The following is a 19090-nucleotide window of genomic DNA, read 5'->3' as shown; positions in this document are numbered from 1 at the left end:
GTAGGGAAATTTACATAAGAAGGCCCAATATTACTTTCACATTACATTAAGGGGTGAAAGTGGATTTTCGTTAAGGTTGTACTTATAATAGGACATTAGAGTGAAACTTGTTTTTTCGGATACTTTTCTATATATTTTAAATCAAACTTTCCTTTTTTATATAGAACCAATTAGTTGATGAAGCTATTCATCCAAGGAGGATATAACTTAATGAACAAGAAGATTGCTGTAGTCGGATTAGGTTACGTGGGATTACCTGTAGCGGTGGAATTCGGCAAAAGCCATAGAATTATTGGATTTGATATAAATGAACATAGAATAAACACCTTGAAACAAAGAATAGACTATACGAACGAGGTATCACCTGAAGAACTTGCAAAAGCGGATATTGATTTCACAATGGATGCGTCTGCTCTAAAAGCGGCAGACTTCATTATTGTTGCAGTACCAACTCCAATCAATCAAAACAATCAACCAGACTTGACGCCGCTTGTCAAAGCTTCTGAAACAGTTGGTAGCAACCTGTCAAAAGGAGCTATTGTGGTATATGAATCCACCGTTTATCCTGGTGCGACAGAAGAAGTTTGCTTGCCGATCTTAGAAGAGCGTTCTGGCTTAAAAGGAGGAGAAGACTTTTTCATTGGCTATTCTCCTGAACGAATAAATCCTGGTGACAAAGAACGTACTTTTAGAACAATTACAAAGGTTGTTTCAGGTCAGAATGAAGAGATTTTGGAAGAAGTGGCAGCTGTTTATAATTCAGTAGTAGAAGCTGGTGTGTACCGTGCAAGCTCTATCAAAGTTGCAGAAGCTGCTAAGGTTATAGAAAACACGCAACGTGATGTCAATATTGCTCTTATGAATGAACTAGCACTAATCTTTGACCGCCTTGATATTGACACGGAAGAAGTACTAAAGGCAGCAGGTACAAAATGGAACTTCCTGCCGTTCTCTCCTGGCCTTGTTGGAGGGCATTGTATTGGAGTAGACCCATACTATCTGACATCTAAAGCAGAAAGTGTTGGCTATCACCCAGAAGTTATTCTATCTGGCCGCCGTATCAACGGTAACATGGGGAAGTTTATTGCAACTTCTCTTATTAAACAAATGATACACAAAAAAATGACCATCCAAGGTGCAAAAGTAACCATCCTTGGACTGACGTTCAAAGAGAATGTCCCGGATCTGCGCAACTCTCGAGTAATCGATGTAATTGATGAACTAAAAGAGTTCGGCATTGAGGTGCAAGTTACGGACGCATTATCTGAAAAGGAAGATGCTTACAAAGAGTATGGAATTGAATTAATTGACTACGATGCACTTGAGCCGGCCGATGCTGTTATTTTCGCAGTTCCACATACGGTTTATGTAGAGAAAGGCTGGAGTCAATTTGGAACGCTCCTGAAAGACGGCAAAGGAGTCGTTGTAGATATAAAAAGTAAATTGCCAAAAGAGGAATGCCCTGAAGGGGTTACTCTTTGGAGGTTATAAAAGAACATATCTGAAAGAGAGCCCTAACTTCTATAAAGGAGTTGGGGCTTTTATTTGATTCACGATATAACAAAATCTACTATGAAACTCATATATGAGGGCGATGAACTGTAAGACTGTGAAAAAAATGTAAAACTATTGATTTATTATAGTATAATTACTATGAATAGCTTGAAATATGTTAAGTTTTACCCGTTAGGATAACGTAGTAAATTTAATGAAGGAAGTGAAGACGTGAAGCAACTAGTTTTATGCGTACTTTTAATTTTTTCTCTTATTATTCAGCCAAAACAAATTAATGCTGCATTACCTGTTACACCTCTGTATACAACAGAACAAGCAATAGAACTTTATAATCAAAATCTTGCTGATTATGAGTCTAACGAACGTTTACTTATTAATCAATATCGTGAAAAATACGGACATTTAGAAAATAGTTTAGCGGGTAAGGTAATAGAAAGAGCAATTTGGTATATGGAGAATGGTTATTCTGTTTATGGCCATGGATTGCTGTCATATCATTATCATGGAGTGATGGACTGTTCAGAGTTTACAAAACTAGTTTTTGGTGATTTTAATTTTATCATTACAGATGTTTCAAGAAACTATGCAACGGTAGGCACCCCTGTAGAGGGAGTTAAACCTATTAATATAGATGGAAAATGGAAATTAGAAGGTATGGAAAATCTTCGAATAGGTGATATTTTAACGTGGTGGGACTTTGAAGAAGATGGTACGAAGTATATATCGCATGTAGCGATTTATATGGGAGAACTAAATGGGCAACCTGCTGTAATTGGAACTGCGCCCGATAACCCAACTGCACTTGGAATAATTAATAACTTTGATTACTGGTTTGGGGAGAACCTTTTTTCTGTTCAAAGAGTCCTACCAGAAGGTTCGACGGACCCTACTAAGGAATTTTCCAAACATATTGAAAAAGAGCCTGTTATTCCTGAAAGTTATGTGTTGCCTCCTCAAAATGAAATAATTATACCAGAAGTACCTGAGCAACCTGTAAACACAAATCCAATAGTCATGACAAATTATGGTTGGGTATCAGTTTACGAATTACCAAGTATTAATAGTGGTAAATTAGGGAACCTGCAATTTGGGGAAGAGGCTCCATATATAAGACAATATAACAAATACTGGTATGAAATTCAGTTTGAAAATCAAGTAGGATACATAACTACTAATTCTAAATATACTAATCTTAAGAATGAAGAACCTGTAGAAGAGATAGATTATGATGGTCCTGTAATTATGACTAATGGTGAATGGGTAGGAGTGTTTAAAGGGCCTAGTCTAAAAAGTGAAAGGCTTGGTAATTTAAGTGATACTGAGAAAGCTCCTCTTATTAGGAAATACAACAACTGGTGGTATGAAGTTAAATACAATGGTGAAACTGGCTATATTACAACAAATACGAAATATACGAAGTTGATTGGAGAGTTACCGGAAGAGGAATATGAAGGTCCGGTAATTAAGACAACTGGTGGATGGGTAAGTATCTTTGGGAGCCCAAGTACTAGCAGTAAAAAATTAGGAGCATTAGAAGGTCATGAAGTAGTAGGGGTGATTTCTCAATACAACAACTGGTGGTATGAAGTAGAATACAATGGTAAAACTGGCTATATTACAACAAATACAAAGTATACAAAGTTAATCGGTGAAATACCGGAAGAGGAATATGATAGTCCGGTAATCAAGACAACTGGTGGATGGGTAAGTATCTTTGGGAATCCAAGTACTAGTAGTGAAAAACTAGGTGTATTAGAAGGCCAGCAAGCAGTAACGGTACTTTCTCAATACAATGACTGGTGGTATGAAGTAGAATACAATGGCAAAACAGGTTATATCACGACAAATACGAAATATACACAGTTGATCGGTGAGATACCGGAAGAGGAATATGAAGGTCCGGTAATTAAGACAACTGGTGGATGGGTAAGTATCTTTGGGAGCCCGAGTACTAGTGCCGAAAAATTAGGAGTATTAGAAGGCCATCAAGCAGTAACGGTACTTTCTCAATACAATAACTGGTGGTATGAAGTAGAATACAATGGCAAAACCGGCTATATCACGACAAATACGAAATATACACAGTTGATTGGTGAGATACCTGAAGAGGTATATGAAGGACCAGTAGTAAAGACAAATGGTGGCTGGGTAACAATATACGGAAGTCCTAGTACAGGTGGTGAAAAATTAGGAATTTTAGAAGGAAGTCAAAGTGTGCCATTAATTGAAAAATATAATAGCTGGTGGTATAAGGTAGACTACAACGGAACATACGGATTTATAACAACAAACACGAAATATACATTGGTAATTTCAAATTAATGTAAACACTTATCTTCACGCCCTTGTTTTTTTACAAGGGCATTTTATTTTTATAAAGTAATACACACCCTATTACTCTGTAAGCGGATTGAAAATTTATTGTAAAAAATATGAAATTAGTGTTTATTAATGAAAGTATTTTTGTTATTATAAAAACGGCATAATAAGTGTAATTTTGATATTTTTCAACATTTGTAGAGTAAATTGCTTTTAAGAAAGGTAGAATAAAACTGAAGAAAATAAGAGTGTTATTTTTTATATATCAAATGGGTGCAGGTGGAGCAGCACGTACGCTCCTTAATATTATCAATAATCTGGATCGGGAAAGGTTCAGCCCTGTACTGGTGACTTTAAATTATGAAGGTTCTTATGAAACAGAATTAAAGTCAGATGTGAAGGTAATAAAATTAAATACAAAAAGGTTAAGTAGATCTATATTCAGTCTATCAAAGTTAATTAGAACCGAAGAAATAGATATTGTTTTCAGTACCATCCCGAGAGTTAATACAATTGCGATTATTGCAAACTTACTATCGTTTTCCAAAGCAAAAAATGTAATAAGAGAAGCTGATAATCTTGGAGGTAGTTTTACTGAGAATTTAAGGCTATTGGCATTTGGTGCTATTTATAAATTATCATCTCAAATAATATCTCTTTCTGAAGGCGTGAAAGTTAATTTAATTAATCGATATAAAGTAAAAGCGGATAGAATTAAAGTAATATATAACCCTATAGACCTAGCTGTGATTAAAAATAAACTCACAGAGGCGGAAATATGTCCTATGCATAGGTATATTTTCACAAAAGGAGATTGTAAAACTATTATGACCGCGGGTAGATTAGTTCCCCAAAAGGATCACAAAACATTACTTAAAGCTTTTTCCATAGTAGTAAAAGACTTGAATTGTAGGTTGGTTATCCTTGGAGAAGGACCTCTCAAAAATGAATTGATAGAATACGCAAAAGAGTTAGGGGTTCACGGTAATGTTCATTTTGTTGGGTTTCAAAAAAATCCTTATACATATATGAGAGAATCCGACCTTTTTGTTTTATCTTCCATCCATGAGGGGTTCAGTCACGTGATTGCTGAGGCCTTGGCCACAGGACTTCCGGTTGTTTCAACTAATTGCTTGTCTGGGCCAGAAGAAGTGTTGGATAAAGGGAAATACGGAGTGCTTTGTGAAGTTGCAGACGAAGAGAGCTTAGCAAGGGAGATGCTAAGAGTTCTTACACTTGCACCTAAGTCTTATAAAAAAATGGTTGATCAAGGTTATACAAGGGCAAAAGAATTTAATGCGGAAATTATCGTAAAAAAATACGAAGAAGTATTTTGTGATGTAATAAGTTATCATAAAAGGGATAATCACTGAGGAGTGTAAAAAGGGGTATGGATTTTAAAGATAAAAAGGTAGTTCATATTACAACTGTGCATCATCCATTAGATCCAAGGATTTATTATAAGGAATGTCTGTCTCTACACAAAGCGGGGTTTGATGTCACTCTTATTGTACCAGAGGAAGAGGATGTACAGGTTGAAAGCCCTATTAATATCTTATCGATTAAAAAGAGAAAATCGCGTATTAAGCGAGTAGTTTTATCAACTTTAGAAGCATTAAAACAAGCCCGCAGTCTAAATGCTGATATTTACCATATCCATGATCCTGAATTGCTTTTGGTTGCGTGGTTGTTGAAGAAAAAGGGGAACGTTGTAGTCTACGATATACATGAAGACTATGAAACTAGTATTATGCAAAAGGAATATCTAAAGAAGCCAATTAGACTATTAATGTCTAAGGGTTTTAAATTTGCTGAAAAAGTACTCTCTTTCAACTTAGAATTATGTCTAGCAGAGAAATATTATAAAGAAAAGTATCCAAATGGTGAATGTGTTCTTAACTATCCTATAATAGAAGAAAACACAATAAAAACTGAATATAAGTTAAAAAGAAACAACAATTCAACTGCTAAATTGATTTATACAGGAAATATATCTCAAGATAGGGGTGCCGCTATACATGCGCAATTACCTTCTTTGGATGAAAAAATCTCGGTTCACTTCTTTGGTAAATGCCCGAACAGTTTAGCAAGGGAAATGAATGAAATAGCCGGAAACAAAAAAGACAGACTCTTCATTGAAGGAAAGGGAAGGTATGTACCTAAGGATGAAATTGATCTCCAATATCAAAATGGAGAATGGTTGGCAGGGCTAGCTTTATTCCCACCAACAGAGCACTATATGAAAAAGGAACTAACGAAATTCTTTGAATATATGAGTGCGGGCCTTCCTATTATTTGTTCTGATTTTCCGGCTTGGAAAGAGCTTGTGGAAAAATATAATTGTGGAATAGCAGTAAACCCTCTTGATAACAACCAAATTAAAGAGGCAATAGAATACCTGAAAAATAATCCTGAAGAAGCTGAAAGAATGGGCATTAATGGCCAACAAGCTGTTAAAAAGCATTTAAATTGGGATAATGAAGCTTCAAAACTACAGGAGTGGTATGGAGAAATATTAGAGCGAAACGTCTTCCCTGAGCTTTCGTATCGCTTCAAAAGAAGTAAAATGGCATTAATTAAGCAAAAATCTCATTAACAAACTTCCAAAAAACACCCAAGTTACAATAATGTGGTTTCTAATACACAAAATGGGTGTTTGAATTTTATAGATGTTGTCTAAATCTGTATTTTTTTGTGTTATTATACGTATAGATTCTTTTTACCATAAAGCTACTAAAATGTAGCTTTTTGTTCTGTTTAAGTGATAAAAAATCTGGCGGTGGTCTCAATTTTCGGTTTTAAAAAAATGTCGGTCAATGTTATCGATTGGTTCCTATATACATTCTTAAGTGAAAGCAAAAAAAAACACTTATCCAACTTACTAACAAATAAGCAAAAAAGCTCCATTAAAAATGCTATTTCTCCAGGACAGAAAAGAAAATCATTAAGAGAAATTGAAAGATTAAAACATAAACTTAATAGTTTGGGTTTTACAGAAAAAGCACTCGAAGAACTAAAATATATATGTGCAAATGCAGAAGATATTTTCAAGCGCAAATTAGCATCTTGGGAAATAGCTACATGGTATGCAAATCAATATACTAAAGAAAGCGCATTGTTATGTTTGCAATATCTAGAAATAGCAATAAAAAAAGAGAAAGATAAAGATTTAATTAGAAGAGCTGCAATACTTTCTGCGGAAAGTTACAGACTTCTAGGTGAACTAGAAGCCGCCAGAGAGGTTTTAACTAATGTCTTAAAAAAGCAAAAGCACGAAGACTTGTATTTAGCATTAGCAAGTATTGAAACCTCCTCTTCAAAGAAGTTAGTTTGGATTAACAAAGCATTCGATTTATATGACTATTCACAGGTTAAACTTAAGCAGAATGCTTCACCATTATATGATCAATTAAGTAGTGATTCTAAACAAACATCACTATCATCCGGGCCGAAAGTGACAGTTATTGTACCTGCATATAATGCAGAAGATCTAATTGAAACTTCCATTAATTCTTTGCGAAATCAAACGTGGAGTAATATTGAAATATTGGTAGTTGATGATTGTTCTAGTGATGCTACAGTGAGAATAGTTGAAGAGTATGCGAGGCTTGATGCAAGGATTAGTCTAATAAAGGCTCCTACAAATGGAGGGGCATATGCCTCAAGAAATCTAGCTTTAAAACAAGCGACTGGTGAATTTATTACTATTAATGATGCAGACGATTGGTCTCATCCTCAAAAAATTGAAACCCAGGTTGTCCATCTTCTTAAACACTCAGATATAGTGGGTAATTTTTCTCAGCAGGCGAGAACTACAAACAATCTAACTTTTTATAGAAGAGGTAAGCCTGGGATATACGCTTTTCCTAACATGTCTTCTTTTATGTTTAGAAAAGAGACTGTATTCTCCAAAATAGGCTATTGGGATTCCGTAAGGTTCGGAGGGGATTCTGAATATGTTAAAAGAATTAAGAAGGTATTTGGTGAGAAGTCAATTGTATCTTTAAAAACTGGCCCTTTATCTTTCCAACGGCAATCAGAAACTTCCCTGACAGGTCATTCTGCTTTTGGATTCCCTGGCTTTTTTATGGGAGCGCGGAAAGAATATGCTGAGGCACATGATTACTATCATGAAATGAATGGTAATAACTTATTCTATGATTTCCCACTTAAAAAACGTTTGTTTCCAGTACCTGAACCCATGAAGCCAGATAGAATGAAAAATACAAAGCATTTTGATGTTATTATCGCCTCAGAATTCCGATTATTAGGTGGCACTAACATGTCTAATGCGGAGGAAATAAAAGCACAAAAAAAGATAGGGTTAAAAACCGGTCTCATTCAAATGAATCGATTTGATATAAATACGGTTGGAGCAACTAACTTAAAGATCCGGGAGTTAATAGATGGAGAAACTGTCCAAATGATTGTCTACGGAGAAGAAGTTAGTTGTGATGTTCTCATTATAAGACATCCCCCTGTCTTACAAGAATTTCAACGTTATATACCAAACGTTAAAGCAGATAGTATACATGTAATTATTAATCAACCTCCAAAAAGGGATTATGGGGATTCTGGTGTAACCCTGTACGACTTTGAAACTTGCGCAACTAACTTATATGAATATTTCGGCAAAAATGCTTATTGGTATCCGATTGGACCAAAAGTAAGAGAGGTATTGGATGAGTTTCATAAAGAAGAGTTAGTAAATATTAAACTAATGCCCATAGATTGGTCAAATATTATAGATGTTATAAAGTGGAAAAGAGAGAAGCGGCCACAGCATGCAAACAGAATTCGGATTGGACGCCATTCTCGTGATCAGTATGTTAAATGGCCAGAGTCTAGTCAAGGAATATTACAGGTTTATTCTAACGACTTTGATGTTAAAATACTTGGTGGTGCAAAGTCGCCTAAAAAAATATTAGGTGAAATACCTCCAAATTGGACGGTATATGAATTTGGAGAGATTACTCCCCAAGCTTTCTTAAAAGAACTAGATGTGTTTGTTTATTATACACATAAAGATTGGGTGGAGGCATTTGGAAGAGTTATTTTTGAAGCTATGGCAACAGGCGTACCAGTAATTATTCCACCCTTTTATGAGGAACTTTTTCAAGAAGCTGCAATATATGCAGAACCTGAAGAGGTGAAAGATAAAATACACCTTCTAATGAATGACCGTGAATTATATGATGACCAGGTGGAAAAAGGATTGGATTACTTGGAAAAACATTTTGGATATTCTACACACGCTTCAAGATTGGAGAAATTTCTTCATGGAAGAGAGCAATGAACAGATACTACTAAAAAAAATGCAGACTCGCAACCTAAAGCTTGAACTTGAAATAAAGAAATTAGACCAAGAAGTACAAGATTTAAAAGTGTTAAACCAAGAAAGGTATAATGAATATTATCGACTGAACCAACAGTATATGAAAATTAAGGAAGGCAAGATTCTTGGAATAATTAAATTCATATATAGACAAAGAAAAGTTGCCTCTTCTTTTAAACTATACATTACTGGTAAACGTCACTGGAAACAACTTTTTAATCAGACTTGGAAGATTAACAGAGTAGAAAAAAGAGTGAAGAAATTAAGGTATAAACTATATGAGTTAGGCTTTACTCATGCCGTATTAAAAGAATTGCAACATTATGTGAAATTTTCAGAGGATAGATATTTGGTTCGTTCAGCAGCTTGGGAACTTGCTCTTTGGTATGCCAATAAGCAAACTGTAGACGATGCTAAGTACACTGTACATTATCTTTCGGTTGTTAAAAATGGAGAAAAATCTAAAGATAAGCTCCGAAGAATTGCTATATTAGAAGCTGAATCTATACATTTGTTGGGGGAAAGTACTAAGGGCAAACAGATCATTCATAATGCAATGACAAGAGAAACCCACCCAGACCTGTATTTGGCTGCTGCAAATTTGGAAACAGTTATTTCGGAGAAAATCAAGTGGATTAATAAAGCATTTAATTATCATAATCTAAGTGACATTAATCTGACTAAAGATAACTATTTAGTCCCTTATGATGGATTGTCTTCAAGTGTAAATAATGTAGAAATCGAAACTAATAAACAGTTACCAAAGGTCTCCATTATAATGCCCGTATACAACGGAGCAGAGTATTTACAAACTTCGCTTAAATCAATATTAGGTCAAACTTGGAAGAACCTAGAGTTAATTGTTGTAGATGATTCTAGCAAGGACACTTCTAGATTAATTATAGAAGAGTACATGGCTCTCGATAATAGAGTGAAATTAATTACACTCGATTCAAATAGTGGAGCTTATGTTGCTAGAAACCGTGCACTAACGGTAGCAACTGGAGAGTTTGTTACGGTTAATGATGTAGATGATTGGTCTCATCCGCAAAAAATTGAAACTCAAGTTAGACACATGATGGAAAACGATGACGTAATTGCAAACACTTCACAACAAGCAAGAGCCACAGATCAACTAAGTTTCTTTAGAAGAGGAAAACCAGGAGGCTTTATTTTCTCCAACCTTTCATCACTTATGTTTAGACGGGAAAAAGTAATAAAGTTGTTGGGTTCTTGGGATTCTGTTCGTTTTGGAGCAGATGGAGAATTTAAAAAGAGGTTAATATTGGTCTTTGGAGCAGAGGCAGTAGTAGATTTAGCAACAGGTCCTCTTTCTTTTCAGCGTCAATCCAACTCTTCTTTAACAGGCAATAAAGAATTCGGCTATCATGGGTATTTTATGGGAGCCAGAAAAGCATACCATGAAGCATACAGCGCTTTTCATGAACATAATAGAGACTACTTATATTATTCAGCTGAGTTGAAACAACGCCCGTTTGCTGTACCAGATACTATGCTTCCTAAACGGGAAAATGCATATAAAAGAAAGCATTTTGATGTCATTATCGCTTCTGAATTTCGGTTGCAAGGTGGCACCAACATGTCAAATATAGAAGAAATTAAAGCCCAAAATGCTGCAGGTCTTACAACAGGTTTAATTCAGCTGTCGAGGTTTGATTTTGAATCTCAAAGAGAGATGAATTACCATGTCAGGAATCTGATAGATGGAGAACAAGTTCAGTTAATTGTTTATGGTGAAAGTGTATCTTGCGATTTACTTATTGTTAGGCATCCCCCTGTTTTACAAGAATGGCAGAGGTATTTGCCAAATATTGATGCCAAGTCAGTGAAAGTAATAATAAATCAACCTCCTAAACGAGATTATAGCAAACAAGGTGTAACATTATACGAGATAAAAAAATGTGTAAAGAACCTATATGATTACACTGGTAGTAAAGGAAAATGGTATCCAATAGGGCCGCAAGTAAGAGATACCTTAAATCGCTATCATTCCAATGATTTAAAACATATAAAACTCTCTACTGATGACTGGGTTAACATAATTGATGTTAATGAATGGAAAAGGGATTTGCGAACACCTCAAGTTCAAGATTCTGTGATAAAAATAGGTCGTCATTCTCGGTCCCAATACGTAAAATGGCCAAATACGAAAAGTGAGCTACTTGAGCTATATCCTCCAACCCCCGAATACGAGGTCCATATTCTAGGGGGGGCAGAGAGTCCAAGAAAGCTTCTAGGAAAGCTGCCTGATAACTGGAAAGTGTACGAGTTCGGTGAAATGGAGCCAAAAGAGTTTCTTAAAGACTTGGATGTTTTTGTATATTATACACATCCGGATTGGGTAGAAGCTTTTGGAAGGGTAATTTTTGAAGCTATGGCAGTTGGCGTACCAGTAATTATACACCCTAAATATCAAACTCTTTTTAGTAATGCAGCCATATATGCAGAAGTACATGAAGTTAAAGAAAGAATTAACGAGTTAATGAATGATAGTCAACTATATGAAAAACAGGTTAAGATTGCCCATGAGTTTGTAGAGAGAAACTTTGGACACAGTCAACATATCTCCAGGCTATCAAATCATGTACTAAAATTACTATAATAGGTGATGTCCTTTATGAATACTAATCCAAAAGAAACAAGTTATTATGAAATGTCACAAATAGAGAGTTTGTCAGGGGAAATAGATAAAGAAGAAGAAAGAGAAAGAAAACTGCTCCAAATATTATTGAAAAAAGATGCTGAGAAAAAGAACTTATTAAGAGATAATAAAAGGCTTGAAAAAGAATGTAAAAAAATTAGAAGTACTAAGATTTGGCAAACGTCTAAACATTTAAATAAAATCTCCTGGTTAGTTAGTTTTCTAAGAGACTCTATCAATCCAGTAAAAAAGGGCATAAATGATGAGCTCCATCAAGAGAATAATTATTTAAAGGGTCAAGTGGAGGTCCTAAAGCAAGAAGCTAACAGAAAAAAGCTACTTGAAATATCGGATGTAGACGATGAGGGGTACAATAGGGAGTCTATCTTTATGTTGCTTAAGGAAGCAAAAGATGATGGTAATTTTATCGAATTATTGGATTCTATTATTGACGATAAGCAGCTTAATCAAAAAAAGTACATTGAATCGTTAAAATATGCGGCTAAATTGTTCAAAAATGAAAGAGTAGAACTAAAAAACCTAGTATATAGTCGGGTGCTTTCGGCTTTACCGACTGAAGAAATACCTGAATTTATTTTTCGTACTCAAGATAATGATGTGTTTTTTCCTTTTAAAGAGGTTGGATCGTTTAAGACAAGCATGGCTTTACAAACGAGACGAATTCAATTCATACAAGACAGCCCACAATCGATTCTTGATGATAAACGAATAGCCTATAGCTGGGTAGATTTTTTGGGACTGAGAAGACCCAGCGTACAAGATAAAACTTTTACTTATTTAACTATTCCAAGAGATACAGGTGTAGTTATCAAACCTGTTAAAGGGTCTGGATCGAGAGGCGTATATTTAGTCTTTGAAAAAGACTATATTCAAGATGTACGAAGAGGGAGAATTCTACATGGTTGGGAGGCCCTCACTGTTAGCATGCTTAATGATATAGAAACAAGTTGGGTCGAAAATGATGAATGGATGATAGAAGAACTTATATTGGAACAAACTCAAACATTTACCCCAGCAAAAGATTTGAAATTCTATTGTTTCTACGGAAAAGTAGCATTAATATTAGAGATTCAGCGTTTTCCAACATTGAATTATTGTTGGTGGAAACCTGATGGTACAAGGATTAGTACAGGGAAATACGAAAATGATTTATTTAAAGGGAGTGGATTTTCCGAGTATGATAAAGAAATAGCAGCGTCTTTAAGCTCGGAAATACCAGCTCCATTTATGAGAATAGATTTTTTGAAAACAAATAATGAATTAGTGTTTGGAGAATTTACACCTAAGCCAGGCAATTATGATGAGTTTAACTCGGAAATAGATACGTTGCTAGGTAATTATTATTTAGATGCAGAGTCAAGGCTTTCAGCTGACCTCATTAATGGGAAACAATTTATTCAATATCAATATCTACAGAAAAACAGATATAACGAAAAAATTTCGTTTAGATAAGCAATCTAGGAGGATTTGAAATGGAAGACAATTATGAGGGGCAATTACCACACTTAACAACCGAAATAGTAGCTGACGCACGTGGCCCCGAACTTGATGCATATGCACTTGCGTTGGAAGGTTGGAGACGAGGCCTAGAACTAAAATGGTATACGAAAGATTCGGAGGATTTCTCAGGGATGAAAACCTGGTTTACAGATAAACCAGGTAAATTATTTTCACTGAGTAATGGAGTTAGAGTACATTATTTCTTTAAAACTAGAGGGGATAAGATTGCTAACTCAGCGGTAGATATTTGCACTGATAAAGCTGTAACTAAGAGATGGTTAGAAGAAGCGGGTATACCTATAGCTCCAGGAAAAGGGTTTAAATCAGAGAATACGGATGAAGAAATTGTTAGACACGCTTCTTCACTAGGATTTCCAGTAGTAATCAAACCATCTGACGGAAGCTTCGGTAAAGGTGTTTATACAAATATTAAATCCACTGGAGAATTAAAAGCAGCGATAAAAAAAGTAAGAACTACTCATAGTGCAACTAATATTGTTATTGAAAAACATATTGTGGGTCAGGATTATAGAGTATTTGTTTGTGATGGAAAAGTGGTAGGAGCGATTAAAAGAATACCAGCCAATGTAATCGGGGATGGAAAGCATTCTATAAAACAATTAATTGAAATGAAGAATCAGAAGCGAGAAGATAACCCTAGATTGGTTAGTTGCATGATTAAGCCAAATGCTGAAATGGTTGAGTATATTCTCGCAAACAAATACACATACGAATCAGTTCCAGAGTCGGGAGTAGAAGTCTACTTAACAGATAAGAGTAACATCTCTTTAGGAGGAGATTCTGAAGAAGCATTAAGTTCTCTGTCTACTGATATTAAGGAAATATGTATTAAAGCAATACGAGCCATTCCGGGACTTCCACATGGAGCAATAGATATCATTGTTAATGAAGCAGGAGTACATGTTATTGAAATAAATCCTACTCCTCAAATCGGCTCTTTGCTATTTCCATTAGTAGGAAAAGCGACAGATATCCCAAAATATATTATTGATTTTTATTTTCCAGAAACAAAAGGATTACAAACTGACCGTCAGAAAATCTATTATGATTTTTCAGATGCTCTTGAACCTCTATTTAATAGAAATGCTCTAGTTACAACTGTAAAAATGGCACCGGTAGGGACTATTTACTCGAAAAAATATACAGTTTCAGGCTCTGTTCAAAACAAAGGATTTCATCGTGGCTTAAGGAAGCAAGCTTTTGAGAGAGGACTCGTAGGTTACCTAAGTAATTTAGATAATGGAGATATTGAGGTCGTTATAAGTGGTACAAGCAAAGAGGAAGTTGAACAATTTAAAGAAGCTTTCTATGAAGACACCGAAAGAGCTGAAGTTTTGGAAATTGAAGAAATTGACTGGAATAAACCCGTTAAAGTAGGTTTTGAAATAAGAGCCGATCTGAAAACAGGACTTGAAGACCTTCAAAGGTTAATATCTGAGAAAGAACAGTTAGAAAAAGAAATCAGGTTAGCAAAAAAGGAAATTAGAAACACGAAGAATAGTTCTTCGTGGAAGCTGACTCAACCGGTAAGGAAGGTAACTTTACCTATAAAAAATTATTTTAAAAAGAAGAATTAACTATGGAGGTTGTAAAGTTGAATCAGAATGAAGTAATAAGTCTGCCTCACTTACCTAAAGAAGTGCTCGTAGGTGCAAGAAAAACAAAATTATGTGCTTATTCCGTAGCACTTGAAGGTTGGAGAAGAGGCCTAACTCTTAAATGGTACACAAAGGATTCTGACAAATTTGATCACATGATTACTTTTGGGGTAAATCCACCTGGAAGGTTATTTTCTCTTAGTTCTAAAGATAGAACGCATTACTTCTTTCGAACTAGAGGTGATAAAGTAACTAAGCAAGCCGTAGAGATTGGATCAGATAAGGACGAAACCAAGATTTGGCTTTCTAGAGCGAAGGTACCAACACCGATGGGTAAAAGGTTCACGGAGGAGTCAGTCGATGAGGAGATTATTAATTTCTCTAATACCATTGATTTTCCTCTAGTACTTAAGCCAACAAACGGTAGTTTAGGAAATGGTGTAGTTACTAATATTAAAGATGTTAAAGAATTAAAAAATGCCATTAAATATGTAAGGGAAGAACTAGGGTACCCAGATGTTATACTTGAACGGTTTGCAACTGGGGAAGAATATAGAGTTTATGTCATTGAAGACAAAGTGGTAGCGGCTTACAACCGTATACCTGCCAATGTAGTTGGAGATGGTGTGCACACAATCCGTGAGTTAATAAGTCTAAAGAATAGGCAGAGAAAAAAGAACGCTCGTTTACATGATTGCTTAATTACCATTGACAAGGAGACTACGGAATTCCTTAGTAAGTCTGGATACACACTTAAGAGCATTCCTTCAAAGGGAACATTTGTACTTCTACAGGAAAAGACAAATGTTTCTGCTGGGGGAGATCCCATTGATGCTACGGATCAATTACGTGATGAAATAAAGCAAATCGCCATTGATTCTGTGAAGGCAATACCTGGACTTTACCATGGTGGAGTAGATATTATTTGGGATAAGACCAAACCAATCGAAAGAGCAGCTGTAGTTATTGAGCTTAATCCAACGGCACAAATTGGTGGGATATTATTCCCTGTAGAGGGACAAGCTCGAGATATACCTTCTGCTATTATTGATTATTATTTTCCTGAGACTGTAAACTTACCAAAGTCTCAAGCGTACTTTGATTTAACAAATGTGCTGGAACCATTACAGAATAGATCTGCACTTGAGGTAGAGTTGCCAAAAGCTCCTATAGGAGAACTTTATTCGAAGAAATTAATTCTGATGGGGGATGTTACAAACCTATCTTTCCACAGACAAATAAAAAGAGAAGCAATTAACCGAGGGTTGTATGGCCATATTGATAACTTATTCGAAGGCCAAATAGAAGTAGTTGTATCTGGTACTAATGAAAAAGTATTAGCTGAATTTATAGATGTTATAAGTAATAAAACAAACCATGCCAACATAACAGAGGTTATCGAACAAGACTGGAACCTGGCTGTGAAAATTGGCTTTAATGTTAGTAAGGAAGTTAATGTTAGAAACTTGAAATCAGTAGAAACCAATTTAAAAGCAATCGAGAAAGAATTGGACAGGCTGAAAAAAGTGAAAAGAAAATTAGACTATGAAAAAGTTAAATTGCAACAAAGTAGGTCTTGGAGATATACAAGCATAATTAGAAAGATTGGAACCAAGGTTAAAGGAAAGAGAAGGGCAGTTCCTGAATATACCGTGTAACTAAAAAACTAGTATTATAGTCGAAGAATATACTACTTTGGAGGCGCAACAAAAATGACAGTAAATACCACAACAGAATGGTTACCACACTTAACAAACGCAATACCACAAGAAGCCTACGGATATAAAATTTGCACTTATACAGTAGCACTTGAAGGATGGAGAAGAGGACTAGAGCTGTTTTTTTATAGTAGCTTTATAAATGGGAAGCTGAACTTAAGATACAGTTTAAGTAATGGCAAAAAAACTCATCATTTTTCCGCTACTAGAGGTGACTTAACGACTAAAGGTGCTGTTAAGATTTGTATTAATAAAAATTTGACAAAGGAATTTTTGTCAGATGCAGGAGTATCAGTGCCGCTTGGAGATAATTTTGATGAAACAGCAACAGATGATCAAATCGTAGAGGTTGCAAAAAAAATCGGCTTCCCTTTGGTGGTTAAGCCTTCTGATGGATCTGCTGGAAAGGGAGTTGTTGCTAACATCCAGAACGAACAAGAGCTGAGAGAAGCTCTAGTTTATGTAAGGAAGAATCTTAAACTTCCTGCGGTCATGTTAGAACAATTCGTAAAAGGGGAAGACTTCCGAATCTATGTTATTGAAGATAGAGTTTTGGGGGCTGTAACCAGAATTCCGGCTAATGTAATAGGAGATGGAAAAAGCACTATTAAAGAATTAGTAGAAGCAAAGAATATTAATAGAGATAAAAATCCTTATATGTTTAATAAACCAATACGATTAAATAATGAGGCAAAAAAACTACTGACAGCATTAAATCTTAATTTTAATAGTGTGCTAGAAGAGGGACGAAGAATTTTCTTAGCCGAAAAAAGCAATGTTTCTGCAGGAGGGGATCCTGTAGATATTACCAACACTCTTACGCCTGAAATTAAAGAGATGGCTATTGGTGCTCTAAACGCCATTCCAGGACTGGTTCAAGGTGCTGTTGACATGGTGGTAAATAAAGAAACGAACAATGGGGTAGTTCTAGAAATTAACTCAAAGGCGGAAGTTTCACTTCATACATTTCCGGCGGAGGGAGAGCCTAGAGACTTGCCTTCAGATATTATTGATTATTACTTCCCTGAGACCAAAAATATGGTAAATATCAGAAACACTAAGTTGTTTTTTGACTTTGATAGCATAATACAGCCTATAGAAGCTGGGTTATTTAAAGAAATAAAAGTCCCTAACGTACCAAAGTATAAACATAAAGTAAGAGCTATTCGGGTATCAGGTAAGGTTCAAAATGTAGGTTATAGAAAATGGGTTATGAAAAAAGCTATTAGTTTAAAGTTAAATGGGTACGCGAAAAACTTAAAAAACGGGGATGTACTTGTGGTTGTATCAGGGCCAAGTGATAACTTAGAAAAAATGCGTAAGACATTAGATAAAACAAGTCCAAAAGATGCCACTGTGAAGAATGTTACAGAAAAATCGTATTCTAAGCCTATAAAAATTGGTTTTACTATTATTTAAGAATAGTGTCCGTTGAGAGCTTCTTGACGGACTTTTTAAGTTAGCTGTGGATAATGTTGTAAATTATGTTATTTTTGTTCAATCTATAGTAATTATATCGTATAATATTATTTTGGGGTCCAACTCAAAACTCATTTATATTTCTCGTTAAGCAAAACAAAAAGGAAGTTGACATAATGAAATTTGTTTTACAAATAGTAAGAGAGCAAATATCAAATATCCCTCTAATTTTCCGGTTGGCTGGATACGATATTAAGAGTGCATATCAAATGCATTACTTAGGTACTATTTGGCAGTTCCTTAACCCGATCGTACAAATTCTTGCTTATTGGTTTGTATTTGGTATTGGAATAAGGGGAGGAGCTCCTGTAGGGGATACACCATTTTTTATTTGGTTATTGGTAGGGATTGTTCCTTGGTTCTTTATAAGTTCCTCTATAACTCAAGGATCAAATAGTATATATAAAAAGGTCAGTTTAGTAGCTAAAATGAAGTTTCCAGTTAGTGTATTACCTACAATTACGATAATAAAAAATGCAAACAATTTTTTACTATTATTCTGTGGTTTATTAATAATTTTACTTTTAAATAAGATTTATCCAGGGATTTATTTTCTGCAGTTGCCATACTACCTTTTTGCATTAATTGCTTTACTCTTTTCCGTCACATTATTAAGTTCTACCATTTCAGTTTTGATAAGAGATTTTCAAACTGCAATTAGTTCCCTTATGAGGATGTTTTTCTTCTTGACGCCTATATTATGGGATGCGAGTAGCCTTTCTAATTCTTTGATTAATCTACTGAAGTTAAACCCTTTTTATTATATTATCGAGGGATTTAGAAATACTCTATTAAATGGGACATGGTTTTACGAGGATTTACTATTAACTATTTATTTTTGGTCCTTTGTTCTACTAGTTTTATTTATTGGGGCTTTTTTACACATTAAATTTAGAAATAAGTTTGTGGATTATTTGTAATA

Annotated in this window: 11 protein-coding genes; all 11 read left to right on the top strand. The window is 35.0% G+C overall.

Annotation, left to right across the window (positions count from 1 at the left end; all coding sequences use genetic code 11):
• Window positions 1-210: 210 nt before the first annotated feature.
• The 11 genes from B4U37_RS19535 to B4U37_RS19485 all read left to right on the top strand — a co-directional run bounded on the left by B4U37_RS19535 (window position 211) and on the right by B4U37_RS19485 (window position 19088).
• Window positions 211-1491 carry a nucleotide sugar dehydrogenase gene (locus B4U37_RS19535; RefSeq protein WP_088019585.1) on the top strand — a complete coding sequence of 427 codons (1281 nt, stop codon included), beginning with the start codon at window positions 211-213 and terminating at the stop codon, window positions 1489-1491.
• Between the two features lie 234 nt (window positions 1492-1725).
• Complete coding sequence (locus B4U37_RS22110; RefSeq protein ID WP_157663849.1) at window positions 1726-3837, top strand: SH3 domain-containing protein; 2112 nt, start codon at window positions 1726-1728, stop codon at window positions 3835-3837.
• A gap of 266 nt (window positions 3838-4103) precedes the next feature.
• A complete protein-coding gene (locus B4U37_RS19525; protein ID WP_342746488.1) occupies window positions 4104-5207 on the top strand; it encodes a glycosyltransferase in 1104 nt (367 codons plus the stop codon).
• Between the two features lie 17 nt (window positions 5208-5224).
• Window positions 5225-6430 carry a glycosyltransferase gene (locus B4U37_RS19520; protein ID WP_088019583.1) on the top strand — a complete coding sequence of 402 codons (1206 nt, stop codon included), beginning with the start codon at window positions 5225-5227 and terminating at the stop codon, window positions 6428-6430.
• A gap of 165 nt (window positions 6431-6595) precedes the next feature.
• Entirely contained in the window at window positions 6596-9130 is a 2535-nt protein-coding gene (locus B4U37_RS19515) for a glycosyltransferase (protein ID WP_245840017.1), read from the top strand.
• The gene (locus tag B4U37_RS19510; protein ID WP_245840106.1) at window positions 9027-11792 is read left to right on the top strand and encodes a glycosyltransferase; all 2766 of its coding nucleotides are present in this window, start codon (window positions 9027-9029) and stop codon (window positions 11790-11792) included. Before B4U37_RS19515 ends, B4U37_RS19510 begins: the two co-directional genes overlap by 104 nt.
• Window positions 11793-11807: 15 nt before the next feature.
• A complete protein-coding gene (locus tag B4U37_RS19505) occupies window positions 11808-13304 on the top strand; it encodes an ATP-grasp fold amidoligase family protein (RefSeq protein WP_157663848.1) in 1497 nt (498 codons plus the stop codon).
• A gap of 20 nt (window positions 13305-13324) precedes the next feature.
• Window positions 13325-14950, top strand: a complete 1626-nt coding sequence (locus B4U37_RS19500) for an acylphosphatase (protein WP_088019580.1) — start codon at window positions 13325-13327, stop codon at window positions 14948-14950.
• A 17-nt stretch (window positions 14951-14967) separates the two neighbouring features.
• Entirely contained in the window at window positions 14968-16629 is a 1662-nt protein-coding gene (locus B4U37_RS19495) for an acylphosphatase (RefSeq protein ID WP_198317051.1), read from the top strand.
• Between the two features lie 54 nt (window positions 16630-16683).
• Window positions 16684-18108 carry an acylphosphatase gene (locus B4U37_RS19490; RefSeq protein ID WP_088019578.1) on the top strand — a complete coding sequence of 475 codons (1425 nt, stop codon included), beginning with the start codon at window positions 16684-16686 and terminating at the stop codon, window positions 18106-18108.
• A 176-nt stretch (window positions 18109-18284) separates the two neighbouring features.
• Complete coding sequence (locus B4U37_RS19485) at window positions 18285-19088, top strand: ABC transporter permease (RefSeq protein WP_088019577.1); 804 nt, start codon at window positions 18285-18287, stop codon at window positions 19086-19088.
• Window positions 19089-19090 lie beyond the last annotated feature (2 nt).

Source organism: Sutcliffiella horikoshii, from assembly GCF_002157855.1.
GTDB classification, from domain to species: Bacteria; Bacillota; Bacilli; order Bacillales; family Bacillaceae_I; genus Sutcliffiella_A; species Sutcliffiella_A horikoshii_C.
Note: the sequence above shows the minus strand (reverse complement) of the source record. Positions and strands in the feature narration are given on the sequence as shown.